Source organism: Mycobacterium sp. MYCO198283 (assembly GCF_021213805.1).
Lineage (GTDB): Bacteria > Actinomycetota > Actinomycetes > Mycobacteriales > Mycobacteriaceae > Mycobacterium.
In genome coordinates this window covers 165,945-185,802 of sequence record NZ_JAJQJI010000006.1, presented here as the reverse complement: position 1 = coordinate 185,802, position 19,858 = coordinate 165,945, and the positions used below count along the sequence as shown (strand labels likewise).

21 protein-coding genes are annotated in these 19,858 nt (G+C 71.0%); 13 read left to right on the top strand and 8 right to left on the bottom strand.

Annotated elements, in window-relative coordinates; all coding sequences use genetic code 11:
• Window positions 1–115 precede the first annotated feature (115 nt).
• The 3 genes from LV457_RS13405 to yaaA are packed head-to-tail and all read left to right on the top strand — an operon-like array spanning window position 116 to window position 2,048.
• Window positions 116–475: an XRE family transcriptional regulator gene (locus LV457_RS13405; protein ID WP_232171673.1), complete on the top strand. Its 360-nt coding sequence runs from the start codon at window positions 116–118 to the stop codon at window positions 473–475.
• Window positions 476–521: 46 nt separating this feature from the next.
• Complete coding sequence (locus tag LV457_RS13400; protein ID WP_232171672.1) at window positions 522–1,256, top strand: hypothetical protein; 735 nt, start codon at window positions 522–524, stop codon at window positions 1,254–1,256.
• Between the two features lie 45 nt (window positions 1,257–1,301).
• Entirely contained in the window at window positions 1,302–2,048 is a 747-nt protein-coding gene (gene yaaA / locus LV457_RS13395) for a peroxide stress protein YaaA (protein ID WP_232171671.1), read from the top strand.
• Between the two features lie 43 nt (window positions 2,049–2,091).
• Here yaaA and LV457_RS13390 read toward each other — a convergent pair whose 3' ends face one another.
• On the bottom strand, window positions 2,092–3,354 hold the full coding sequence (locus LV457_RS13390) for an amidohydrolase family protein (protein ID WP_232171670.1): 1,263 nt from the start codon (window positions 3,352–3,354) through the stop codon (window positions 2,092–2,094).
• A 92-nt stretch (window positions 3,355–3,446) separates the two neighbouring features.
• On the opposite strand from LV457_RS13390, the gene LV457_RS13385 reads away from it, so the two are divergent.
• From LV457_RS13385 to LV457_RS13360, 6 genes are all read left to right on the top strand, one after another.
• Complete coding sequence (locus LV457_RS13385) at window positions 3,447–4,322, top strand: helix-turn-helix transcriptional regulator (protein WP_232171669.1); 876 nt, start codon at window positions 3,447–3,449, stop codon at window positions 4,320–4,322.
• 129 nt (window positions 4,323–4,451) lie between these two features.
• Window positions 4,452–5,756 (top strand): PP2C family protein-serine/threonine phosphatase, encoded by a 1,305-nt coding sequence (locus tag LV457_RS13380; protein ID WP_232171668.1) that lies wholly within the window; start codon window positions 4,452–4,454, stop codon window positions 5,754–5,756.
• Window positions 5,753–6,799 carry a cobalamin-dependent protein gene (locus tag LV457_RS13375; RefSeq protein WP_232171667.1) on the top strand — a complete coding sequence of 349 codons (1,047 nt, stop codon included), beginning with the start codon at window positions 5,753–5,755 and terminating at the stop codon, window positions 6,797–6,799. The genes LV457_RS13380 and LV457_RS13375 overlap by 4 nt, the downstream gene beginning before the upstream one ends.
• Before the next feature lie 72 nt (window positions 6,800–6,871).
• Window positions 6,872–7,765, top strand: coding sequence for a fructose bisphosphate aldolase (locus LV457_RS13370; protein ID WP_232171666.1), 894 nt, complete (start codon window positions 6,872–6,874; stop codon window positions 7,763–7,765).
• A 409-nt stretch (window positions 7,766–8,174) separates the two neighbouring features.
• The gene (locus LV457_RS13365; RefSeq protein ID WP_232171665.1) at window positions 8,175–8,432 is read left to right on the top strand and encodes a hypothetical protein; all 258 of its coding nucleotides are present in this window, start codon (window positions 8,175–8,177) and stop codon (window positions 8,430–8,432) included.
• Window positions 8,433–8,478: 46 nt separating this feature from the next.
• Window positions 8,479–9,393, top strand: coding sequence for an alpha/beta fold hydrolase (locus LV457_RS13360; RefSeq protein WP_232171664.1), 915 nt, complete (start codon window positions 8,479–8,481; stop codon window positions 9,391–9,393).
• A gap of 1 nt (window position 9,394) precedes the next feature.
• On the opposite strand, the gene LV457_RS13355 is transcribed toward LV457_RS13360, so the two are convergent.
• The 3 genes from LV457_RS13355 to LV457_RS13345 form a co-directional block, all read right to left on the bottom strand.
• A complete protein-coding gene (locus LV457_RS13355) occupies window positions 9,395–9,655 on the bottom strand; it encodes a hypothetical protein (protein WP_232171663.1) in 261 nt (86 codons plus the stop codon).
• A 57-nt stretch (window positions 9,656–9,712) separates the two neighbouring features.
• Window positions 9,713–10,996: a competence/damage-inducible protein A gene (locus tag LV457_RS13350; protein WP_232171662.1), complete on the bottom strand. Its 1,284-nt coding sequence runs from the start codon at window positions 10,994–10,996 to the stop codon at window positions 9,713–9,715.
• A gap of 133 nt (window positions 10,997–11,129) precedes the next feature.
• A complete protein-coding gene (locus LV457_RS13345) occupies window positions 11,130–11,348 on the bottom strand; it encodes a hypothetical protein (RefSeq protein WP_232171661.1) in 219 nt (72 codons plus the stop codon).
• 93 nt (window positions 11,349–11,441) lie between these two features.
• Here LV457_RS13345 and LV457_RS13340 point away from each other — a divergent pair, with 93 nt between their 5' ends.
• Window positions 11,442–11,936 (top strand): MSMEG_6728 family protein, encoded by a 495-nt coding sequence (locus LV457_RS13340; protein WP_232171660.1) that lies wholly within the window; start codon window positions 11,442–11,444, stop codon window positions 11,934–11,936.
• 3 nt (window positions 11,937–11,939) lie between these two features.
• Here LV457_RS13340 and LV457_RS13335 read toward each other — a convergent pair whose 3' ends face one another.
• The gene (locus LV457_RS13335; RefSeq protein WP_232171659.1) at window positions 11,940–14,681 is read right to left on the bottom strand and encodes a sugar-binding domain-containing protein; all 2,742 of its coding nucleotides are present in this window, start codon (window positions 14,679–14,681) and stop codon (window positions 11,940–11,942) included.
• A 17-nt stretch (window positions 14,682–14,698) separates the two neighbouring features.
• The gene (locus tag LV457_RS13330; protein ID WP_232171658.1) at window positions 14,699–15,433 is read right to left on the bottom strand and encodes a glucose 1-dehydrogenase; all 735 of its coding nucleotides are present in this window, start codon (window positions 15,431–15,433) and stop codon (window positions 14,699–14,701) included.
• Window positions 15,434–15,529: 96 nt separating this feature from the next.
• Between LV457_RS13330 and LV457_RS13325 the strand changes: the two genes are divergently transcribed.
• Together LV457_RS13325 and LV457_RS13320 are read left to right on the top strand one after the other, a co-directional pair.
• Entirely contained in the window at window positions 15,530–16,606 is a 1,077-nt protein-coding gene (locus LV457_RS13325) for a diacylglycerol kinase (RefSeq protein ID WP_232171657.1), read from the top strand.
• A 27-nt stretch (window positions 16,607–16,633) separates the two neighbouring features.
• The gene (locus LV457_RS13320) at window positions 16,634–17,428 is read left to right on the top strand and encodes an HAD family hydrolase (RefSeq protein ID WP_374198840.1); all 795 of its coding nucleotides are present in this window, start codon (window positions 16,634–16,636) and stop codon (window positions 17,426–17,428) included.
• Between the two features lie 3 nt (window positions 17,429–17,431).
• On the opposite strand, the gene LV457_RS13315 is transcribed toward LV457_RS13320, so the two are convergent.
• Window positions 17,432–17,896 (bottom strand): DUF1707 domain-containing protein, encoded by a 465-nt coding sequence (locus LV457_RS13315; RefSeq protein ID WP_232171655.1) that lies wholly within the window; start codon window positions 17,894–17,896, stop codon window positions 17,432–17,434.
• 166 nt (window positions 17,897–18,062) lie between these two features.
• On the opposite strand from LV457_RS13315, the gene LV457_RS13310 reads away from it, so the two are divergent.
• Entirely contained in the window at window positions 18,063–19,193 is a 1,131-nt protein-coding gene (locus LV457_RS13310; RefSeq protein ID WP_232171654.1) for a nitronate monooxygenase, read from the top strand.
• Window positions 19,194–19,251: 58 nt separating this feature from the next.
• On the opposite strand, the gene LV457_RS13305 is transcribed toward LV457_RS13310, so the two are convergent.
• Entirely contained in the window at window positions 19,252–19,848 is a 597-nt protein-coding gene (locus LV457_RS13305; protein ID WP_232171653.1) for a hypothetical protein, read from the bottom strand.
• Window positions 19,849–19,858 lie beyond the last annotated feature (10 nt).

Sequence of the window (19,858 nt, the reverse complement as noted above, 5' to 3'; positions counted from 1 at the left end):
TTCCCAGATTTGGGAGACCACTGCCAGAACTGTGACGGCACTGTCAATAACGGAGTGTCCGCTCGGTTGCTGGTCGACGATGCCCGTTAACGGAAGAGCCGCTATGGTGGGAGTCGTGCCACGGACGGACGAGAACGGCAGACAGCTCAAGGCGCTGCTCGACTACCTGCTGGACGGCGAGGTCGAGGCCAAGGACATCTACGACGCCCTGGGCACGTCGAGTAGCACGTACTACCGGCGCATCAAGGAGTCCGACTACCCCAACGCCGAGGAATTGCGGCGCGTCTCCGACCGGTTCGGGCTCAGCTACCCCGACCTGCAGATCCGCTTCGGCCTGATGAGCCGGCAAGAGGTCTACAGCTACCTGCAGTCGGCGCCGGTCACCGTTGCGGAGGCGCCGGCGGCCACCACCACCTCGACCCGCCGGAAAAAGTTGCGGGACCTTTCTCCGCGCCAGGACGCGCCGCCGCTCTAGCTATACAATTCGTTGACCACACTTCCCCCCTCGGCGAGGCGCCCGGATGGCTCTAGCGGTACTCATCGCGATCACGCTGGCGTGCATCGCGTGGAGCCTGTGGATCCGGCGGGTCACCTGGAACTGTCGCTGGGAAGTGGCCGCCACCCTCAACATCGCGTTGCAGGGCGCGGCGGTCGCGCTGATGTCGCCGCTGGCGTCGCAGACACTCGGCCCTGCGTTGCACGCGCTGACCGGCAAATGGAACCTTGAGGACTATCTGGGACACGACTGCTACATCGTCGCGGCGTCGGCCATCGTCTACAACACCCTCGGCCGGCTGCAGGACGACCACGCCATGCAGTCCACGTTCAAGCAGTACGTCGAGCGCCCGGCGACGCTGTGCATCCCGCTCCTGTTGGCCACCTTCACGTTCGGCAACGGCGCGCACGTCTACCGGGACGACTTCTTCACCGTGCCCACCGACGCCTGGCTGACCACGTACTGGCTGCTGCTGTGCGGCACGCTCATCTACCTGCTCGGCTACGGCTGGCGGGCGCTGCTGGTGTTGCGTAAGGATCCGCGGTCGCGCCGCATCGCCAACGTCTACCTGTTCGCGACCGGGTGCGGCATCGTCGCCTGCACCATCCGCATCGTCACCGCCTTCGTGCCGTCGCTGCAGCTGGTCGAGAACGGTGTGCTGGTGTGGTTCTTCGCGTGCGTGTGCGGCGCCGGGTTCGCGCTCTCCTCCGCGCAGTCCTGGCGCATCAAGACCAAGTGGTTCTCGAGCGCCGATCGCTGAGCAGCGGCCGAGGGGCCGCGGCGCCGGCGTCGCTATCGTGACGCGGTGATCGTGCTGCTGCCGCCGTCGGAGACCAAACTGGCCGGCGGCGACGGGCCACCGCTTCACTTCGACGGGCTGTCCGAGCCGGCGCTCACGCCGCTGCGCCGCGTCCTGGTCGACGAGTTGATCGCGCTGTCGGCGGACCGGGACGCGAGCCGGCGCGCGTTGACGCTGACCGCCGCGCAGGACGCGGAGATCGATCGGAACGCCGTACTGCGCACCGCGCCGACGTTGCCCGCGCTGCGCCGCTACACCGGGGTGCTGTACGACGCGCTCGACGTCGACTCGCTGTCCGGCGCAGCGCGGCACCGGGCACGCAGTCGGCTGGCCGTCGGGTCGGCACTGTTCGGGTTGCTGCGCGCCGACGACGCCATTCCTGCCTACCGGCTCTCGGCAGGCGCGAAGCTGCCCGGCGCCCCCACGCTCGCCGCCCGCTGGCGACCGGTATTGGAGCCGGTGCTGGCCCGGATCGCCGCCGACGAACTGGTGGTCGACCTGCGGTCGGGGGCCTACCGGAGCCTGGCGCGCGTGCCGGGCGCGGTGCGCGTGGACGTGGTCGCCGAGCGCGCCGACGGCAGCCGCTCGATCGTCAGCCACTTCAACAAGGCGCACAAGGGCCGGCTCGCCCGGGTGCTGGCCGGCACCCGGGCCGAACCCGGTGACGCCGCCGCGGTGGCCGCGGTGGCTCGCCGCGCCGGGATGACGGTCGAACGCGACGGCGCCGCGCTGACGGTCGTCGTCCCCGCGTAGCCGCCGGACCCGCCGTCGTCAGGCTCCGCCGGCGGGCCGGCCATCACGCCTTCGCGAGCTGCTTGGCCTCGTAGAGCCGCGCCCACTCCTTGCGCGGCCGAATCGAGACGTCGACGTCGGCGCCCTTGGCCCGCAGCGCCGCGACGGTCGCCTCGTCGCGGGGGGTGTGCCGGAACGGGTCCCAGCTGAAGAACCGGCAGCTGTTCTGCCAGGTGATCTTGTTGATGTCGGTGTCGTCGGCGCCGGCCGCGACGAGCTCGGCGTGCACCTGCTCGGGCGCGTCGGGCCAGAAGCAGTCCGAGTGCGGGTAGTCGCACTCCCAGGCGATGATGTCGATGCCGATCTCGTGGCGCAGCTTCAGCGAGGTCTTGTCGGTGACGTAGCACGCCAGCGAGTGCTCACGGAACACGTCGGACGGCAGCTTGTCCCCGAAGTCGCGGCGCAGCCACTTCTGGTTGGTGTAGTGCCGGTCGCTGCGGTCCAGGTAGAACGGGATCCAGCCGATGCCGCCCTCGGAGAACGCGAACTTCAGGTCCGGATAGTTGCGCATCGCGGGCCCCCACAGCAGGTCCTGGGCGCACATCGCCGAGACCTGCGTCGCCAGGATGATCATGTTGTCGATCGGCGCGTTCGGCGCCATGCTGATCGCGCCGAAGCCGGTGCCGATGTGTAGGCACATCACCACGTTCTCCTCGGACAGCGTCCGGAAGACCGGGCCCCAATAGTCCTCGTCGTGGTAGCTCGGCAACCCTTCGAGGTGCGGCAGCTCCGGCATCGTGACCGCGCGGCAGCCCTTGGCGGCGACCCGGCGGATCTCGCGGCACATGGCTTCCGGGTTCCACGTCGGCATGATCGCGATCGGGATGAAGCGGCCCGGATACGAGCCGGCCCACTCGTCGATGTGCCAGTCGTTGTAGGCCGACACCATCACCAGCGTCGTCTCCTCGCGGTGCATGTTGAGGTGACGAGCGGAGAAGCCGGTGAACGTCGGGAAGCACATCGACGCCAAGATGCCGTTGCGGTTCATGTCCCGGACCCGCTCGTGCACGTCGTAGACGCCGGGCCGCATCTCGGCGAAGCCGGCGGGGTCACGGCCCCACTCCTCGGGGGGCCATGACACCACCGCGTTCAGGCCGCTGACCCCCTGCGGCCGGCCCTGGTACATCCACTGGTCGACGCCGTTGTCGTCGGTGACGACGATCGGCGCCTCGTCGCGGTACTTCGCGGGCACGTGCCGCAGGAACATGTCGGGTGGTTCGACCACGTGGTCGTCGATGCTCACCAGGATCAGGTCGTCGGTCTGCATGACTCTCCTTCACACGTGTGTGACGCCGCTGCCGGCCGTGCTGGGCGAAACAGCGCACCACGGACCTGTGTCCCGTTGTACCCTGCCCGGTTGTGACCGTCTCTGCGCGTTCGGCCAATGCTTTCGCTGAACCGGCCAAAGTGATCGAGCTGCGGCGCGGTGGCCGCGCTCGCGCCGGCAGCTACCTCTACGAGGGCCATCGGCTGGTGACCGGCTGGCACTCGCACGACCTGCACCAGATCCAGTACGCGATCGGGGGGGTGGTGGAAGTGGAGACCGCCACCGCCCATTACCTGCTCCCGCCGCAGCAGGCGGCGTGGATCCCGGTCGGCCTCGAACACCAGGCGACGATGAATCCCGAGGTGCAGTCCGTCGCCGTGATGTTCGAACCGGACCTCATCCCCGACGCCGGCCGCCGCGCCCGCATCCTGGCGGTGTCGCCGCTGATCCGCGAGATGATGATCCACGCGCTGCGGTGGCCGATCGGTCGCGACGTCGGCGGCGAGGACGATTCGGTGTCCGACGGCTTCTTCCGCACGCTCGGCCACCTGGTGCTCGAGGCGCTCGATCACGAGGCGCCGCTGAGCCTGCCGGCATCGGACAATCCGGTGGTGGCGGCGGCGATGGCCTACACCAAGGAGCACCTGCAGTCGGTGACCGTGCAGGAGGTCAGCCGCGCGGTGGCGGTGTCCGAGCGCACGTTGCGTCGGCAATTCCACACCGAACTCGGCCTGTCATGGCGCACCTATCTGCTGCATGCGCGGATGCTGCGCGCGATGGCGCTGCTGGCCGCGCCCGGCCAGTCCGTGCAGGAGACGTCGACCGCCGTCGGGTTCGAGAGTCTGAGCGCGTTCACCCGGGCGTTCACGGAGTTCAGCGGCGAAACCCCGTCGGCATACCGGCGGCGGGTCGGCGCCCGCAAAGATGCCTGGCACACCACCCGAACCCCCGAAGCGGCACTAGGGTGAAGGCGAGCGCCTAGTCCTGGTCGCATACGGCCGCGCGTCGGCGGGTGAGTCCATCCGCGGCGGCACCGGTCCCGAATACTTCGAGACCGCTCCCCCGAACGCTCGAGCAGGGCAAGGAAGTCGTACTTCATGGTGGCGAAGGAGACCGCGTCGGCAGCGACCAGCGCGACGCACGATGTCGCTGCGCTCGGGCAGGTCCGCGCCGAGCTGGCCGAGGAGATCACCGCGGGGTTGGCCGGCTCGCTGAACCTGCGCCGCAGCGCACTGCGACTGTTGACGCTCGTGCGCCCGCAGCTCGCCGACTGGGCGATGCTCGTCCTGCCCGACAGCGCGACCGGGGAGCTGCTGCTCGCCGGTGGCGACGACGTGACCGCCGCCCGGGTGCTGTCGAGGGCCGCGGTCGCGCATTCGCACCTCGGCCGCGTGCTGCAGACGGGGCGCTCCGAACTGCTGCACGTCGCGCTGGACATGGCGTCGGCCGACGGGCTGTCCAGCATGGTGCCCGACGACGCGCTGCGTCGGCAGGCGGCGTCGCTGCGGCCCGCCGACGTGCTCGGCCTCGGGCTCACCGCGCGGGGCGCGACATTCGGCGCGCTCGTGCTGGTGCGCGGGCAGGGTCGCGGTTTCGACGACGACGAGGTGGCCTTCGCCGAACGGGTCGCGGCCCGCGCCGCCGTCCCGCTGGACTCCGCCCGGCTCTACGAGGAGCGGGCCCGGATCGCGGCCGCGCTGGCCGAGAGCCTGCGCCCGCCGTCCCTGCCGGCGATCGACGGGTTGCGGCTCGCGGCGCGGTATCGGCCCGCCGCCGAGCACCTGGAGATCGGCGGCGATTTCTACGACGTGCACGGTGCGGACGACGACTGGCTGTTCAGCCTGGGCGATGTCTGCGGTAAGGGCGCCGAGGTCGCTGCGCTGACCGGCCGCACCCGGCAGAGCATCCGCATGGCCGCGCACTTCGACCGCCGGCCCGCGCCGCTGCTCAGCGCGGTGAACACCGTCATGCACGAGTCCGGGGCGACGCCGTTCGTCACCGTGGTCTGCGCGCGGGTCCGCAGCGTCGCCGACGGCGGGCGCGCCGACGTCGAACTCGTGGCCGCCGGCCATCCCGCTCCGATCGTGCTGCGGGCCGACGGGACCGTCGAACAGGTCGCGGCGTCGGGGACGGCGGCCGGGGTGCTGCGCCAGGTCAGCTACCGGCCCGCGCACGTGCAGTTGCGGCGCGGCGACACCTTGCTGATGTTCACCGACGGCATCGACGAGGCGCGCGGCGCCGACGGCTTCTACGGTGTCGAACGGCTGCTGCGGCTGCTGCCGGCCTACGCGGGCGCGGCGCCGGACACCGTGTGCGAAGCGGTCGAGCAGGACGTGATCGAGTTCCTCGACGGCCACCCCCACGACGACATGGCGCTGCTCGCGGTGAGCTGCGGCACGTGACCGAGCTCCTGGTCGAGGCGCTCGCGAGCTACGACCGGGCGCTCGGCGACGGGGACACCTCGGCCGTCACCGAGCTGGTGACGGCGTTGCTCGCGGCCGGCCACGAGCCGGTCACGGTGCTCACCGAGGTGGTCGCCGCCGCGCAGCGCGCCGTGGGTGTCCGCTGGCAGCGCGGCGAGTGGACCGTGGCGCAGGAGCATGCCGCGACCGCGATGGCCGTGTCGGCGACGCGGACCGTCCGGGCGCACGCCGACGCCATCCCCGTGTCGCGCGGCGGCGTCATCGTCGCGTGCGCCGAACGGGAGTGGCACGCCCTGCCCGCGATGATCATCGAGTGCGCGCTGCGCGTCCACGGGTTCGACACCGTGCTGCTCGGCGCGTCCACCACTCCCTCGCGGCTCAATCAGCATCTGCTGGACCACGGCCCCGAAGCGGTCGCCGTCAGCTGCTCGGTACTGGGCGCGCTGCCGACCACCCGGCGTTTCATCGAGGCCAGCACCGCGGCCGGCGTGCCCATCGCCGTCGGCGGGCCGGCGTTCGGTTCCGACGACTCGCGGGCCCGCGCGCTGGGCGCCACCGCGTGGGCGCCGGACGCCCGCAGCGCGGTGGAGGTGGTGGCGGGACTGCCGGCCGTCGTCTCACCCGCCGCGCGCATCCCCGCCGCCGCGGCGACCGAAGTCGCCGCACTCGAGCTCGACCACCGCCGGCTGGTCGCCTCGATGCAGCAGCGGTGGTCGCTGCTGGCGCAGTACGCGAGCAGCGGGGACGACGCCCTGCGCGCCGCGCTCGAGGTGTCGGGGGACGTCTTGCACCAGGCGCTGCACGCGGTGACCGCCGCTGTGCTCACCGGCGACAGCCGCACGGTCACCGACACCGCGTGGTGGATCGGCGACCTGCTGGCGACCCGCGGGGTGGGCGCTTCCGCCGTCGCCGAACTGGGGCAGCTGCTGTCGGCAACGCTGCGGGATTTTCCGCTGGCGCGCGGCCTGGTCGAGGAGTTCTTCGTCGTCTCCGACGGCGCCGGTGCGGCCACCGATCGCTGACCGGCCATCCTCTATGCTCCGGCGGTAGAAAGCCGACTCAGACGAGCGTGGTGCCGACAGGAGTGCAACGACATGGCGAATCAGCAGCAGGCCGAACAGATGACGACCGGTCGGGGTTTCATCGCGGCGCTCGACCAGAGCGGCGGGTCGACGCCAAAGGCGCTGCGGCTCTACGGCATCGAGGAGAACGCCTACAACGGCGAGGACGAGATGTTCGACCTCATCCACCAGATGCGGTCGCGGATCATCACCTCGCCGGTGTTCAACGGTGACCGCGTGATCGCCGCCATCCTGTTCGAGCAGACCATGGACCGCGACATCGACGGCAAGCCGACCGCGACCTACCTCTGGGAGGACAAGCGGGTGGTGCCCTTCCTGAAGATCGACAAGGGGCTCGCCGCGGCGTCGGACGACGTGCAGCTGATGAAGCCCATGCCGCAGCTGGACGCCCTGCTGTCGCGCGGCGTCGAGAACGGCATCTTCGGCACCAAGGAGCGCTCGGTGATCGGCGGCGCCAACCCGACGGGCATCGCCAACGTGGTGCGCCAGCAGTTCGAGGTGGCCCAGCAGGTGCTGTCCCACGGTCTGGTCCCCATCATCGAGCCCGAGGTCACCATTTCGATCTCCGACAAGGCGGAGGCCGAGGACATCCTGCGCGACGAGATCACAGCGCACCTCGACACCATCCCCGACGGTCAGCGCGTCATGCTCAAGCTGACCCTGCCGAACGCCGCCAACCACTACAAGTCGCTTGTCGAGCATCCGAAGGTGATGCGCGTGGTGGCGCTGTCGGGCGGCTACTCCCGCGACGAGGCGAACGAAAAGCTGGCGCAGAACAGCGGCGTCATCGCCAGCTTCAGCCGCGCCCTCACCGAGGGGTTGTCGGCGCAGCAGTCCGACGACGAGTTCAACGCGACCCTCGACCGGTCCATCCAGACCATCTACGACGCCTCGATCGCCGGCTGAGCCGGCGTTCCGTCCGACCCGCCGTGGAGTAATGCCCGGCGGGTCGGTCGTCGTGCGCAGTGACGGACGGTTCTGCTGAGGCCGCTGTTACCGCCGGGGCTGTTGGTAGCAAACGGAATTAACGCATTTCGGGAGCGGCCGCCGCTATGGCGAGTCCGCTGAACTGCAGGTTTATCTGACGGCGCTGAAAATAACGGCTCCATGCCCTTGCGGTCGGAAGAAGTCCTAGTCAAGCGGCTCAAAGTCCGCCAGCTGGTGCAGGTGGTCGGCTTACGCTCAGTGTCCTCGGATACACGACGGGCGGACGGCGACGAATCGCAATCGGCCCGCGGGCATCCGATCCCGGCGACCCCAGCAAAGTGGTTCGCCACTAGTTCGGCGCCTGGGTCGGACGTCGAGGAGGAACACCATGAAGAAGACGATCGGCCTCATCGGCCGGGCATCGATCGGCGCCGCAGTCGTGGCGTCGGGCATGTGGCTGGGCACCACCGCCGCCGCGCCCGAGGCACAGGCCGGCCCGTGCGGCGGCGGCATGGCATTCGGCAGCGGCGGCTCGCAGTGCGATGGCAATCCGTACCCGGACGGCAGCTTCGACCGCTGCGTATCCACCTACGTGCTGGGTTTTGGTGGCTGGAACTGCTTCCGCGTGTATCCGCCCGCGCCGTAGCCGCCCTTTGCGTCCGGTGCTGTCGTGTCGATGAGACACTGCGGGCATGGGTGTCGCGATCGAACGTCCGAAGCTCGAAGGCACCGTTGCCGTCGGCGGTGACCGCCGGATCGGTTTCGCCGAGTTCGGTGACCCGCAGGGTCGGGCGGTGTTCTGGCTGCACGGCACGCCGGGCGCGCGGCGGCAGATCCCCATGGAGGCGCGGGTCTACGCCGAACGGCACCACATTCGGTTGATCGGCCTCGACCGGCCGGGCATCGGCTCGTCGACCCCCTACCAGTACGGCACCGTGCTCGAGTTCGCCGACGACCTGCGAACCATCGCCGACACGCTCGGCGTGGACAAGATGGCCGTGGTCGGGCTGTCCGGTGGCGGTCCCTACACCCTTGCCTGCGCTGCGGCGATGCCCGACCGCGTGGTGACGGTCGGCGTGCTTGGCGGCGTCGCGCCGACGGTCGGGCCAGACGCCATCAGCGGCGGACTGATGTCGCTGGGAACGCGGGTGGCGCCGCTGCTGGCCGTGGCCGGACTGCCGATCCGGTTGGCGGCGGTCGGCCTGATCAAGCTCATCGCCCCGGTCGCCGAGCCGGCGCTCTACGCCTACGCCAGCGTGTCACCGGCCGCCGACCGGCGCCTGCTGGTGCGGCCGGAGTTCAAGGCGATGTTCCTCGACGACCTGCTCAACGGCAGCCGCAAACAGCTTGCCGCCCCGTTCGCCGACATCATCGTGTTCGCCCGGGATTGGGGCTTCCGGCTCGACGAGGTGAAGGTGCCCGTCCACTGGTGGCACGGCGACCGTGACCACATCATCCCGTTCGCGCACGGCCGGCACGTCGCGTCACGGTTGCCCAACGCGACGTTCTACGAGATCCCCGGGGAGAGCCATCTGGCCGGGTTGGGCCGGGCCGAGGAGATCCTGCGGACGATGATGACCGCGTGGGACGACGCCGACGCCAATTGAGTCAGCCGTCGCGGCGCCCGCTCTGCTCCGACTCCCACTTGGCCTCGAGAGCGCGGATGACGCCGGTGCCCCGGACGTAGCGGAGCTCGAACGTCTCGCCGTCGTCGTCGTCGAAGGTGACCAGGAAGCTGTTGTCGTCGTCGCCGTTGTCGGCGTGAACGTGTACCACCTTGTAGAAGCGCTCGCCGTCGCCGCGGTCCACCGAGATCATGTCCCCGGGGGCCACATCCTCGATCCGGTCGTCGCCGGTGATGTTCGACATGCTCCGACCGTATCGTCGCCGGCCCCGTCACGCCGCGCCAGGGGTGGGCGGCCGTGGTCAGCCGACCACCGCACCGCCCTCACCGCGCAGCGCGCGGCGCAGCATGTGCAGCGCGACCGTCGTCGACCGGTCGCGTACGTCGCCGCGGTCGCCGGGCAGACGCAGCGTCCGGGTGACGGGCGCCTCGCCGGCGAGCTGCACGCTGAAGCACACGGTGCCCACCGGCTTCTCGGCCGAACCGCCGCCCGGGCCGGCGATGCCGGTGATCGCCACCGCGGTGTCGGCGCCGAACCGGGCGAGCGCACCCGCCGCCATCGCCTCGGCGACCGGTTCCGACACCGCGCCGTGTGCCTCGATCAGCGCGTCGTCCACCCCGAGCAGCCCTACTTTGGCGTCGTTCGCGTAGGCCACGACCGCGCCGGCCACGTAGTCGGATGCGCCCGCCGCCTCGGTGAGCCGTGCCGAAAGCAGCCCGCCGGTGCACGATTCGGCCGTCGCGATCCGGCGCCCGCGCAGCAGCTCCGCCACCTGGTCGTCGATGCGGGAACCGTCGTCGGAGAAGATCGCGCGGCCGTGCCGCTCGCGCAGCAGCAAGAGCAGCGTGTCGTAGCTGTCGCGGTGCGCGGGCTCGTAGCGGGTGACGACCTCCAGCTCGCCGCGCCGCAGGCAGGTGGTGATCTCCAGCGATTCGAAGTCCGGGACGGCCGTCTCGGCGTCGCGCAAGGTGGCGGCGAGCTCGGACTCGGTCAGTCCGAACATGCGCAGCGTGTGCTGGACGAAGGGGGTGCGACCGGCGATCGCCTCCTGCACGGCGGCCGTCGCCACCGCCTGCGGCCACATCGGCTGTAACTCGCGCGGCGGGCCGGGCAGCACGACGACGGTGGGACGCCCCGGAACGACGACGCCCGGCGCGGTGCCCACCGGCTCGAGGACCGTGGCGCCCGCCGGCACCATCGCCTGCTTGCGGTTGCCGGCCTGCACCGCGGCCGGATCGAGCCCGGGGAACCGCGCCGTCAGGCGCCGCAGAATGGCCGCGATCCGCTCCTCGAGCGCTTCGTCGAGCACCAGTTCGCGGCCCGCGAAGGCGGCCACCGTCGCGACGGTCAGGTCGTCGGCGGTCGGACCGAGGCCGCCGCTGGTGATGATCAGGTCGACGCCGTCGTCGGCCAGGAAGCGCAGCTGGGCGGTGATGTCCTCCGGGCGGTCACCGCACAGCGTGATGTGCGCCAGCTCGACGCCGAGCTCCAGCAGCCGGTCGGCCAGGAACGGCCCGTTGAGGTCCCGGACCCGACCGGTCAACACTTCGGTCCCGGTGATGACGATGCCCGCGCGAACGCTCACCCGACAGCACGATACGCACGCTCGACGCGGGTCCGGACGCCGGATCGAGCTGCGCCACCGCCCCATAGTCGAACATGCCTTCGAGTATGGGGCAGGGGGACGACACGCGCGGCGAACCGCCGTGCCGTCGCGATCAGCGCTTGAGCCAGCCGCTCACGGTGCCGAAGTCGCGCGAGTACGCCATCATCATGTTGTCGTGGAACAGCGTGCCGCCGCTGATGGCGTCGTCGCCCCGCCAGATGATGCGCACGCGCACCGGGTCACGCAGGTAGATGTCGACCCGCTCGTCGGTGCGGCGTCGCCAGCCGGCCGGTTCGGCGGCCTCTGCCAATTTGCGGCGTTCGTCGCTCATCGTCTCTCCTCCACGCGTCGCTCGCGTCGATGATCCCACAGCACCGGACGCCGCCGGTGTGACCGCTCCGGCGCCCGGGTATCCGCTCCGGCGATGCAGACCTTCCTGCCGTATCCCGGGTTCATCGACAGCGCGCGGGTGCTGGACCAGCGCCGGCTCGGCAAACAGCGGGTCGAGACCATCCAGGTGCTGCGGGCGCTGACGGTGCCGAACTACGGCTGGCGCCACCACCCGGCGGTCGCGATGTGGGCCGGCTACGAGGAGGGGCTGGTGCGCTACGGCCTGGACGTCTGCGACGCCTGGGTGGCCACGGGCCGGGCCGACACCTGCGCGACGACGCTGGTCACCGACCTGGCCGACGCCACCGGTGTCACCGAGGTCCGCAGCCAGGACGAGTTGGCCGCCGCCGGTGAGCTGCCGCCGTGGCTGGGTGATCCGGCGTTCCATCTGAGTCACCAGGCGGCGCTGGTACGCAAAGACCCGGAGCTCTACCGCCCGCTGTTCCCCGACGCGCCCGACGACATCCCCTACCTGTGGCCGGCGTCCGACCGCGAACGGCGCATCCCGGTCGACGCTGCGGGAGATTGACGCTCACTCCACCGGCGCGGTGACGGCTTCACCGTTGTAATCGGTCGCGCGCACCCACCCGACCGGACCGGACGTCGTCGCAGTCACCTCGACCGTCTCGCCGGGAAACACCGTGACGTAGTTGTCGGAGTACTCGGTGGGCAGCGTCTCGTCGCTGTCGGGCGCGGCGATCGCCTCCACCCGCGTGAAGAACGCGATCCGGCGGGTCGGGTTGTGCAGCGCCGTGACCACCCGCTCCCCGTCGCGGCGCGCGCGCACCTCCAAGGTCACCGGCGCCATGGTGTTCAGCGGCGTCATGTCCGCCCAGCTGCGCTGCCGCAGATCGAAAGCGGCGTCGTTGCGGGGGTCGCCGAGGTCGTCGGGCAGCTGCGACTGCCAGTACACGTTCTCGGCGAGCACCGCGCCGTCGGCGCCGACGAGCTCGCAGCGGACGAAGAACACCCGCGAATCGCGTGCCACCCGCGGCAGCCGCAGTGCCGGCATCGCCGCACCGGCATCCACATCCACCGGCGCCGACCAGCGGTCCTCCCGGACCCGCCCGCTGAGGTCGTAGACCCGGACACGCGCCCGCAACCCACGCTGGGGCGTCGGGCTCTGGTTGACCACCGACACCGCGGCGGTGCTGCGGTCGCCGGTCGCGTAGGCGTCGAACACCACCGACAGCGGCCGCAGGCCCTGTTTCGCGCCGAAGTAGGCGCCGCCGGGCCGCAGGTAGTAGTCGAAGAGGTGCCCGAAGAACGACGGCCAATGGTTGTTGAGCATCCAGTAGACGGTCATCGTGTGGGTGTCGAAGCCGCCGGCCGCGAACGCCTCGAACTGCGCCCGGGTCGACTCGTAGTGCGCCAGTTGGGCTTTCGCCGCGAACTCGGCGGCGCCGCGGGACACCCCGTAGCGGCGGTCGACCGCGCGACGGATGCTGCCGAGCGCCGCGTTGCCGGGATCGGCGCCGGCGTGGAACGACCAGGTGTCGTTGATCGGCCACAGCTTGTCCGGCGGGATGAACCGGCGCAGGCTCGCAAACGGCGGGATGTGCTCGTTGTCGCCCTGTTCGGCGGTCGCACCCCGGGTGGCCGGATAGCGACCGCTGAACCAGTAGCTCGGCGGCCGCCAGCTGTACGGGCCCGCCATCCGGATGCCGTCCCACACCGGCTGGCCCTCGGCGTCGCGCGCGAACGACGACACCGTGTCGACGGTCGGATTCGGCCAGGCCAGCTCGTCGAGCACGCGGTGGTACAGCGCCGCGACGTCGGCCGGCGGGTGGCCGTCGCTGCCGCTCGCCCACAGGAACACCGACGGATGGCTGCGCAGCATGCCGATCACCGAACGCAGGCTCGCCTCGGCGACCCGGCGGTCCTCGCCGTCCCACTGCGGCCACAGCTCCCATTGGTTGCAGCACATCCAGCCGAACATCAGCGGGATGCCGAGCGCGTCGGCGTCGGTCACCAGCTGCTCGTCGGGAAATTTGCCCTCGAAGCGCACGAAGTTCAGCCCGAGGTCCTTGACATAGCGCAGGATCGCCGTCTCGCGGGCGCGGTCCGCGCGGTACAGCAGGTCCGGAGCGTAGGCGGCGCCGCGCACCAGCATGTCGCGGCCGTTGACCCGCAGGAAGAAGTTACCGCCGCGTCCTTGCTCGGGAAAGCTGCGGTCGTCGTCGCGGTGCGCGGTGACGGTCCGGACGCCGAACCGGCTCGTCGCGGTGTCGAGGTCGAAGCCGGCGCGGGAAAACGAGATCCGCAGGTCGTACAGGTTCGGCTCGCCGAGCGTGTAGGGCCACCACAGGTCCGGGTCGGCGATGTCGAGTTCGGGATGAGCGGCGGCGTCGAACGTGACCTCCTGCTGCGCCCGCGCCGGGAGGGTGACCGGTTGTTCGACGGTGACGGTCGGGCGCCCGGGCCGGCTGATCGTCGCGCGGACCATCCCGCGCACGGCGACGGCCGAGGTGTTGCGGACGGTGGTGCGCACCGTGAGGCGAGCGCGGTCGGTGGCGGGCAGCGGCAGCTCGGTCGTCACGGCGCCGACGCCGACCCGCACCGCGCCGGTGTGGCGCAGCGTCACCGGTTTCCAGAAGCCGGCGTTGCGGTCGGCGACGAAGGACGTGCCGCGCACCGGGTTCCGGCCCGGTCCCTGGTAGCCGAGGTCGTTCCAGTTGATCCAGTCCCACCAGCTGTCGGCGAGCTCGACGCCGTCGACGCCCGGCAGCGACCGTTCCGGAATCACCCGGACTGCCAGCACATTCGGGCTGCCCGGCCGCAGATACGGGGTGACGTCGAGCTCGTGGCTGACGTGCATGCCCACCACCTGGGTGGCGTCGGCGACCCGGCGGCCGTTGAGCCACACCTCGGCGCGGTAGTTGATCCCCGCGAAGTCGAGCGTGTACAGCCCGTGCCCCGCGGGTGCGTCGAACGTGGTGCGGTACCACCAGTCCTGGCGCCAGAGATCCGGCGGAACGCGGTCGCGGAGATTGGTGCCGTAGTAGAGCTCGGGATAGGTGCCGTCATCGGTCAACGCCTGCAGCACCGTCGACGGCATGGCGGCCACCGGATGCCAGCGCGTGTCGTCGTATCCGGGCCGGCTCAGCGCCGCACCGTCGGCGCCCACCTCGGCGGCGGACTGCAGTCGCCAGCCGTCGCGCAGCTCCACCTGCCCCGCGGGAGGTTCGGGATGGGCGAAGGAGGGCAGGTCCGCGGCGCACAGCGCCAGTAGCAGGACGACGCACCCGGCCAGCACCGTGAGCCGGCGCCGCATCGCGGTCGGCCGGTCCGCTAGCGGTGCGGGACGTCGGTGACCAGTCCCCCGTCGACCACGAACTCACTGCCCGTGGCGAACGACGACTCGTCACTGGCGAGGAACACCACGAACGTCGCCACCTCTTCCGACTGGCCCGGCCGGCCGAGCGGCGCCCGCACCATGTCGTCGGGGAAGTGCTTGGTCATCGGGGTGCGGATGAAGCCCGGGTGCAGCGAGTTGACGCGGATCTTGTGCGAGCCCAGTTCGATCGCCGCGGACTTCGACAGCCCGCGCACGGCCCACTTGGTGGCGACGTACGGGTGCACCATCGGTGCGCCGCGCAGCCCCTCGATGGACGACACGTTGATGATCGATCCGCCGCCGGCGGCCTTCATGGCGTCGACCACGGCTTGCATGCCGAGGAACGTGCCGGTGAGGTTGACGTCGATCACCTTCTGCCATTTCGCCATGTCGAACTTGCCGATCTGCCCGAGCGCGACGATCCCGGCGTTGTTCACCAGCACGGTCAGCGAGCCGAACGCCTCGGTCGCGGTGGCGACGGCCGCCGCCCACTGGTCGGCGTCGGTGACGTCGAGGTGCACATAGCGCGCCGCGTCCCCGAGCTCCTCGGCCAGCACCTCGCCCTCGGCGTCGAGGATGTCGCCGATCACGACCTTCGCGCCCTCGGCGACCAGCGCCCGCGCATGGGCGGCACCCATGCCCCGCGCGCCGCCGGTGATGATCGCAACCTTGCCGTCCACGCGTCCCATGGCGGCCGAGGTTACCGCACGGCCAGAAAACTAGAACTTGTTCCAATTCGTCGATCCGCCCCGCATACTGCGGAGGATCACCACGAAGGAGTTGCCTTGACCATCCGCGTCGCGCTCGTCGGAACCGGCAACTGCGGCCGGCTCGCGCTGATCGAACTCGCCGAGCACCCGGCGTTCGAACTGGTGGCGGTCGGTGTCGCCACACCCGAGAAGGTCGGCCGTGATGCCGGCGAGCTGGCCGGCCTGGACGTCGTCACCGGTGTGCGCGCGACCGCCGGGCTCGAGGACGTGCTGGCCGCGGCGCCCGACTGCGTCGTCTACTGCGCGATGGGCGACACCCGGCTGCCCGACGCGATGGCCGACGTCATGCGCATCCTGGCCGCCGGCGTCGACGTCGTCGGTTCGGCGCCTGGCGTGCTGCAGTATCCGTGGGGCGTCATCCCGGACCGCTACATCGAGCGGGTCGAAGACGCTGCGCGGCAGGGCAACTCGAGCGTCTTCATCACCGGCGTCGATCCCGGGTTCGCGACCGACCTCCTGCCACTCGCCCTCGCCGGCACGTGCCAGCGCATCGAGCAGGTCCGAACCATGGAGATCGCCGACTACGCCACCTACGACGGCGCGACGGTGATGTTCGACGTGATGGGCTTCGGCAAGCAGCTCGGGGACCTGCCGATCCTGTTCCTTCCCGGCGTGCTGGGCATCGCGTGGGGCACCGCGATCCGGCAGCTCGGCGCGGGCCTGGGCATCGAGATCGACGACATCACCGAGTCGTTCGAGCAAGAACCCGCACCGGAGGACTTCGACGTCGCCGCCGGTCACATCGCGAAGGGCACCGTCGCCGCGCTGCGGTTCGAGATCACCGGCATGGTGGCCGGGCGGCCGGCCGTGGTCGTCGAGCACGTCACGCGGTTGCGCGGCGACCTCCGCCCCGACTGGGCGCAGCCGGCGCAGCCCGGTGGGTCGTACCGCGTCGAGATCACCGGCGAGCCGTCCTACACCGTCGACATCTGCCCGACCAGCAGCCGCGGCGACCACAACTACGCCGCGATCCTCGCCGCGGCCGGCCGCATCGTCAACGCCATCCCCGCGGTGATCGCGGCGCCTGCCGGCATCCGCACCACTCTTGACCTGCCGCTCGTCACCGGCACGGGGCGGTACGCTTCGAACTGACGCCGACTTCGGGAGTAGGGGTTGCTTGTGACCGCCACGTCGCCGGTCGCCGGCGCGGTGGCGGACATCGACGGCGGCCCCACCGGACCGCGTATCGGCGCGTTCTTCGACCTCGACGGCACGCTCGTCGACGGGTTCACCGCGATGGCCCATGCCGGCGACCGGATCCGGCGCCGGCAGGCGCACCTCGGCGAGGTGCTCGGCGTCATCGAGGCGTCGCTGCGCTACCGGTTCGGCAAGCTGCAGTTCGAGCGCCTGCTGACCCGCGCCGCGGGCTACCTGCGGGGAGAGTCGTTGGCAGAGCTCGACGAGCTGGGCGAATGGCTTTTCGCCGAGCGGGTGGCGGCGCGGGTGCTCGCGCCCATGCGCGACGTCGTCTCCGCGCACCAGCGGGCCGGCCACACGGTGGTGCTCAGCTCGTCGGCGCTGACCATCCACGCCGAACCGGTCGCCCGGTCGCTCGGGATCGACCGGGTGCTGTGCAACCACTTCGAGGTCGACGACGCCGGTCGGCTCACCGGCCGCATCGAGCGTCCCGTGATCTGGGGTGCGGCCAAGGCGGCCGCCGTGCAGCGCTACAGCGACAGCCACGACGTCGCCATCGCCGACAGCTACTTCTACGCCGACGGCAACGAGGACATTGCGCTGATGTCGGTGATCGGCCATCCGCGGCCGGTCAATCCGCGGCCCGCGCTGGCGGCCGCCGCCGTGGCGCACGGCTGGCCGGTGCTGCGGGTGCCCGGGCCGCGCAGCCGGCTGGCCGCGGTGCGCGACGCCGCCGGGCTGATCGTGGCGCTGGCGGCACGGATCGTCGGCCGCTGACGCTCAGGGCCGCGCCAGCAGCCGCACCGGGATGGCGTGCGATGCGACCGCGACCCCGCCGCCGAGGATCGGCCAGATCGGCCAGAAGTACCACGCGCCGGCGGCGAGCCCGACGCTGAGCCAGACGGTCAGCACCACGACCACCATCACGGCGTAGAGCGCCGCGTGTGCCTGCAGCGATCGGCGGGCGTGCACCCGCGCGGCGGCGTGGCGCTCGTGCCGGCGCAGCTCGGCGACGGGCAGGTCGGCCAGCAGGGCGCGCAGCTCACCGACCGTGGTGGCGTCGTACACCCGTTGCAGGCGGGCGTCGTAGTCGGCGACGCCGAGGTAGCCGAGCGTCAGGGCGTGCCCGAGCCGTTCGGCGGTGCGGCGCCGCTCCTGGTCGCCGGCTCGCGTCGACGGGTCGGCGGGCGGACGGTGGGCGGTGCGAGGCGGCAGGACGTACGGGTGACAGATCGGGGCAAGCATCGAACCCTCCTGGCTTGACAGTGACAAGTTCGATGGTGCCGCGTGGGCTTGTCACTGTCAAGATCTGGCTTGGCGGATTCTCGGCTCTGTAGGCGTTGAGCTCTACGGCCGCGGAGTACAGTTCCGAAACTGGAACACGTTTCAGTTCGCGATCTAGGAGCCCGCTGTGCACACTCCCCTCTGCGACGACCTCGGCATCGAATTCCCGATCTTCGCCTTCACCCACTGCCGCGACGTCGTCGTCGCCGTCAGCAAGGCCGGCGGTTTCGGCGTGCTGGGGGCCGTCGGCTTCACGCCCGAACAACTGGAGATCGAACTCAACTGGATCGACGAACACATCGGTGACCACACCTACGGCGTCGACATCGTCATCCCGAACAAGTACGAGGGCATGGACGCCAACCTCTCCGCCGACGAGCTGGCGAAGATGCTGCAGGACATGGTGCCCCAGGAACACCTCGACTTCGCCCGCAAGGTGCTGCTCGATCACGGCGTACCGCTGACCGACGAGGACAACGAGAGCACGCTGCGGCTGCTCGGCTGGACGGAGGCCACCGCCACCCCACAGGTCGAGATCGCGCTGCGGCATCCCAAGATGACGCTGATCGCCAACGCGCTGGGCACGCCGCCCGTCGACATGATCGAACACATCCACGCCGAGGGCCGCAAGGTCGCGGCGCTGTGCGGCTCGCCGAGTCAAGCGCGCAAACACGCCGACGCCGGCGTGGACATCATCATCGCCCAGGGCGGCGAGGCCGGTGGTCACAGCGGTGAGGTCGGCTCGATCGTGCTGTGGCCACAGGTCGTCAAGGAGGTGGCGCCGTTACCCGTGCTGGCGGCGGGCGGCATCGGCAGTGGTCAGCAGATCGCCGCCGCGCTGGCGCTCGGCGCCCAGGGCGCGTGGACCGGCTCGCAGTGGCTGATGGTCGAGGAGGCCGAGAACACCCCGGTGCAGCAGGCCGCCTACATCAAGGCGGGGAGCCGCGACACCGTGCGCAGCAGGTCGTTCACCGGCAAGCCCGCCCGCATGCTGCGCAACGACTGGACCGAGGCGTGGGAGAAGCCGGAGAACCCCAAGCCGCTCGGCATGCCGCTGCAATTCATGGTCTCCGGCCTGGCCGTCGCCGCCACCCACAAGTACCCCAACGAGACCGTCGACGTGGCGTTCAACCCGGTCGGTCAGGTCGTCGGCCAGTTCGAGAAGGTGGAGAAGACCTCGACCGTCATCGACCGGTGGGTCCGCGAATACCTGGAGGCGACCAACCGCCTCGACGAGCTGAACAACGCGGCGGTCTGACCGACGCGGGCCGTGCCGCGCCACCGGCGGCGGTGGCGCGGCACGGTAAGTGGGTGCGTCAGGGCAGGGCGGACACCGGGAAACTGCTGAGACCGGCGGGCGCCGCGATGGCGCCGGGGAGCGCGGCGGCCGGCGCCGCGGCGGCTGCCGGCGCAGCAGCCGTCGCGGCGGTCGCCGCGGGCGGCAGCGGGACGTTGCCCGGCACCAGCGAGATCAGATCCCGGGGCATCGACAGCTCGGCGGGCAGCTGTACCGGCATTCCCGGCACCGTCGGCAGCGCGATGTCGGCGCTCGGGATCAGGTTCGGCGGCGTTGCCGGGCTGGCGGCGGTGGCGGCCGGCTGTGCCGCGGAGGCCGCGGCGGGGGTGGCCGGGGCGACCGCGGGCACGTTCACCGCGGCGCTTGCCAGCGGCGGCGGTGTGGCGGGCTGGGCTGGCGCCGCCGGCGTGCCGGTCAGCGCCGAAGCGGCCGTCTGGAGCAGCTGCGGCACCGCATTCGCCGAGGTGGCGAGCTGGTTGACCATCTGACCGCCGGGAAACGCGGGAGTCGGCGGTGGTGCGGCCGGATCGGCGGCGGCGGTCGGGCTGAGCGCCAGCAGCGCCCACAACAGGCCGCCCGCGGCACCGCCCAGGATTGTCGCAACGCGTGTTCTCATCCGTGACATG

What these genes read in the sequence shown, in the direction of transcription:
- LV457_RS13400 (WP_232171672.1), top strand. Translation starts at nt 522, where the DNA reads ATGGCTCTAGCGGTACTCATCGCGATCACGCTGGCGTGCATCGCGTGG.
- LV457_RS13390 (WP_232171670.1), bottom strand. Translation starts at nt 3,354, where the DNA reads ATGCAGACCGACGACCTGATCCTGGTGAGCATCGACGACCACGTGGTC.
- LV457_RS13380 (WP_232171668.1), top strand. Translation starts at nt 4,452, where the DNA reads ATGGTGGCGAAGGAGACCGCGTCGGCAGCGACCAGCGCGACGCACGAT.
- LV457_RS13370 (WP_232171666.1), top strand. Translation starts at nt 6,872, where the DNA reads ATGGCGAATCAGCAGCAGGCCGAACAGATGACGACCGGTCGGGGTTTC.
- LV457_RS13365 (WP_232171665.1), top strand. Translation starts at nt 8,175, where the DNA reads ATGAAGAAGACGATCGGCCTCATCGGCCGGGCATCGATCGGCGCCGCA.
- LV457_RS13360 (WP_232171664.1), top strand. Translation starts at nt 8,479, where the DNA reads ATGGGTGTCGCGATCGAACGTCCGAAGCTCGAAGGCACCGTTGCCGTC.
- LV457_RS13355 (WP_232171663.1), bottom strand. Translation starts at nt 9,655, where the DNA reads ATGTCGAACATCACCGGCGACGACCGGATCGAGGATGTGGCCCCCGGG.
- LV457_RS13345 (WP_232171661.1), bottom strand. Translation starts at nt 11,348, where the DNA reads ATGAGCGACGAACGCCGCAAATTGGCAGAGGCCGCCGAACCGGCCGGC.
- LV457_RS13340 (WP_232171660.1), top strand. Translation starts at nt 11,442, where the DNA reads ATGCAGACCTTCCTGCCGTATCCCGGGTTCATCGACAGCGCGCGGGTG.
- LV457_RS13335 (WP_232171659.1), bottom strand. Translation starts at nt 14,681, where the DNA reads ATGCGGCGCCGGCTCACGGTGCTGGCCGGGTGCGTCGTCCTGCTACTG.
- LV457_RS13330 (WP_232171658.1), bottom strand. Translation starts at nt 15,433, where the DNA reads ATGGGACGCGTGGACGGCAAGGTTGCGATCATCACCGGCGGCGCGCGG.
- LV457_RS13315 (WP_232171655.1), bottom strand. Translation starts at nt 17,896, where the DNA reads ATGCTTGCCCCGATCTGTCACCCGTACGTCCTGCCGCCTCGCACCGCC.
- LV457_RS13305 (WP_232171653.1), bottom strand. Translation starts at nt 19,848, where the DNA reads ATGAGAACACGCGTTGCGACAATCCTGGGCGGTGCCGCGGGCGGCCTG.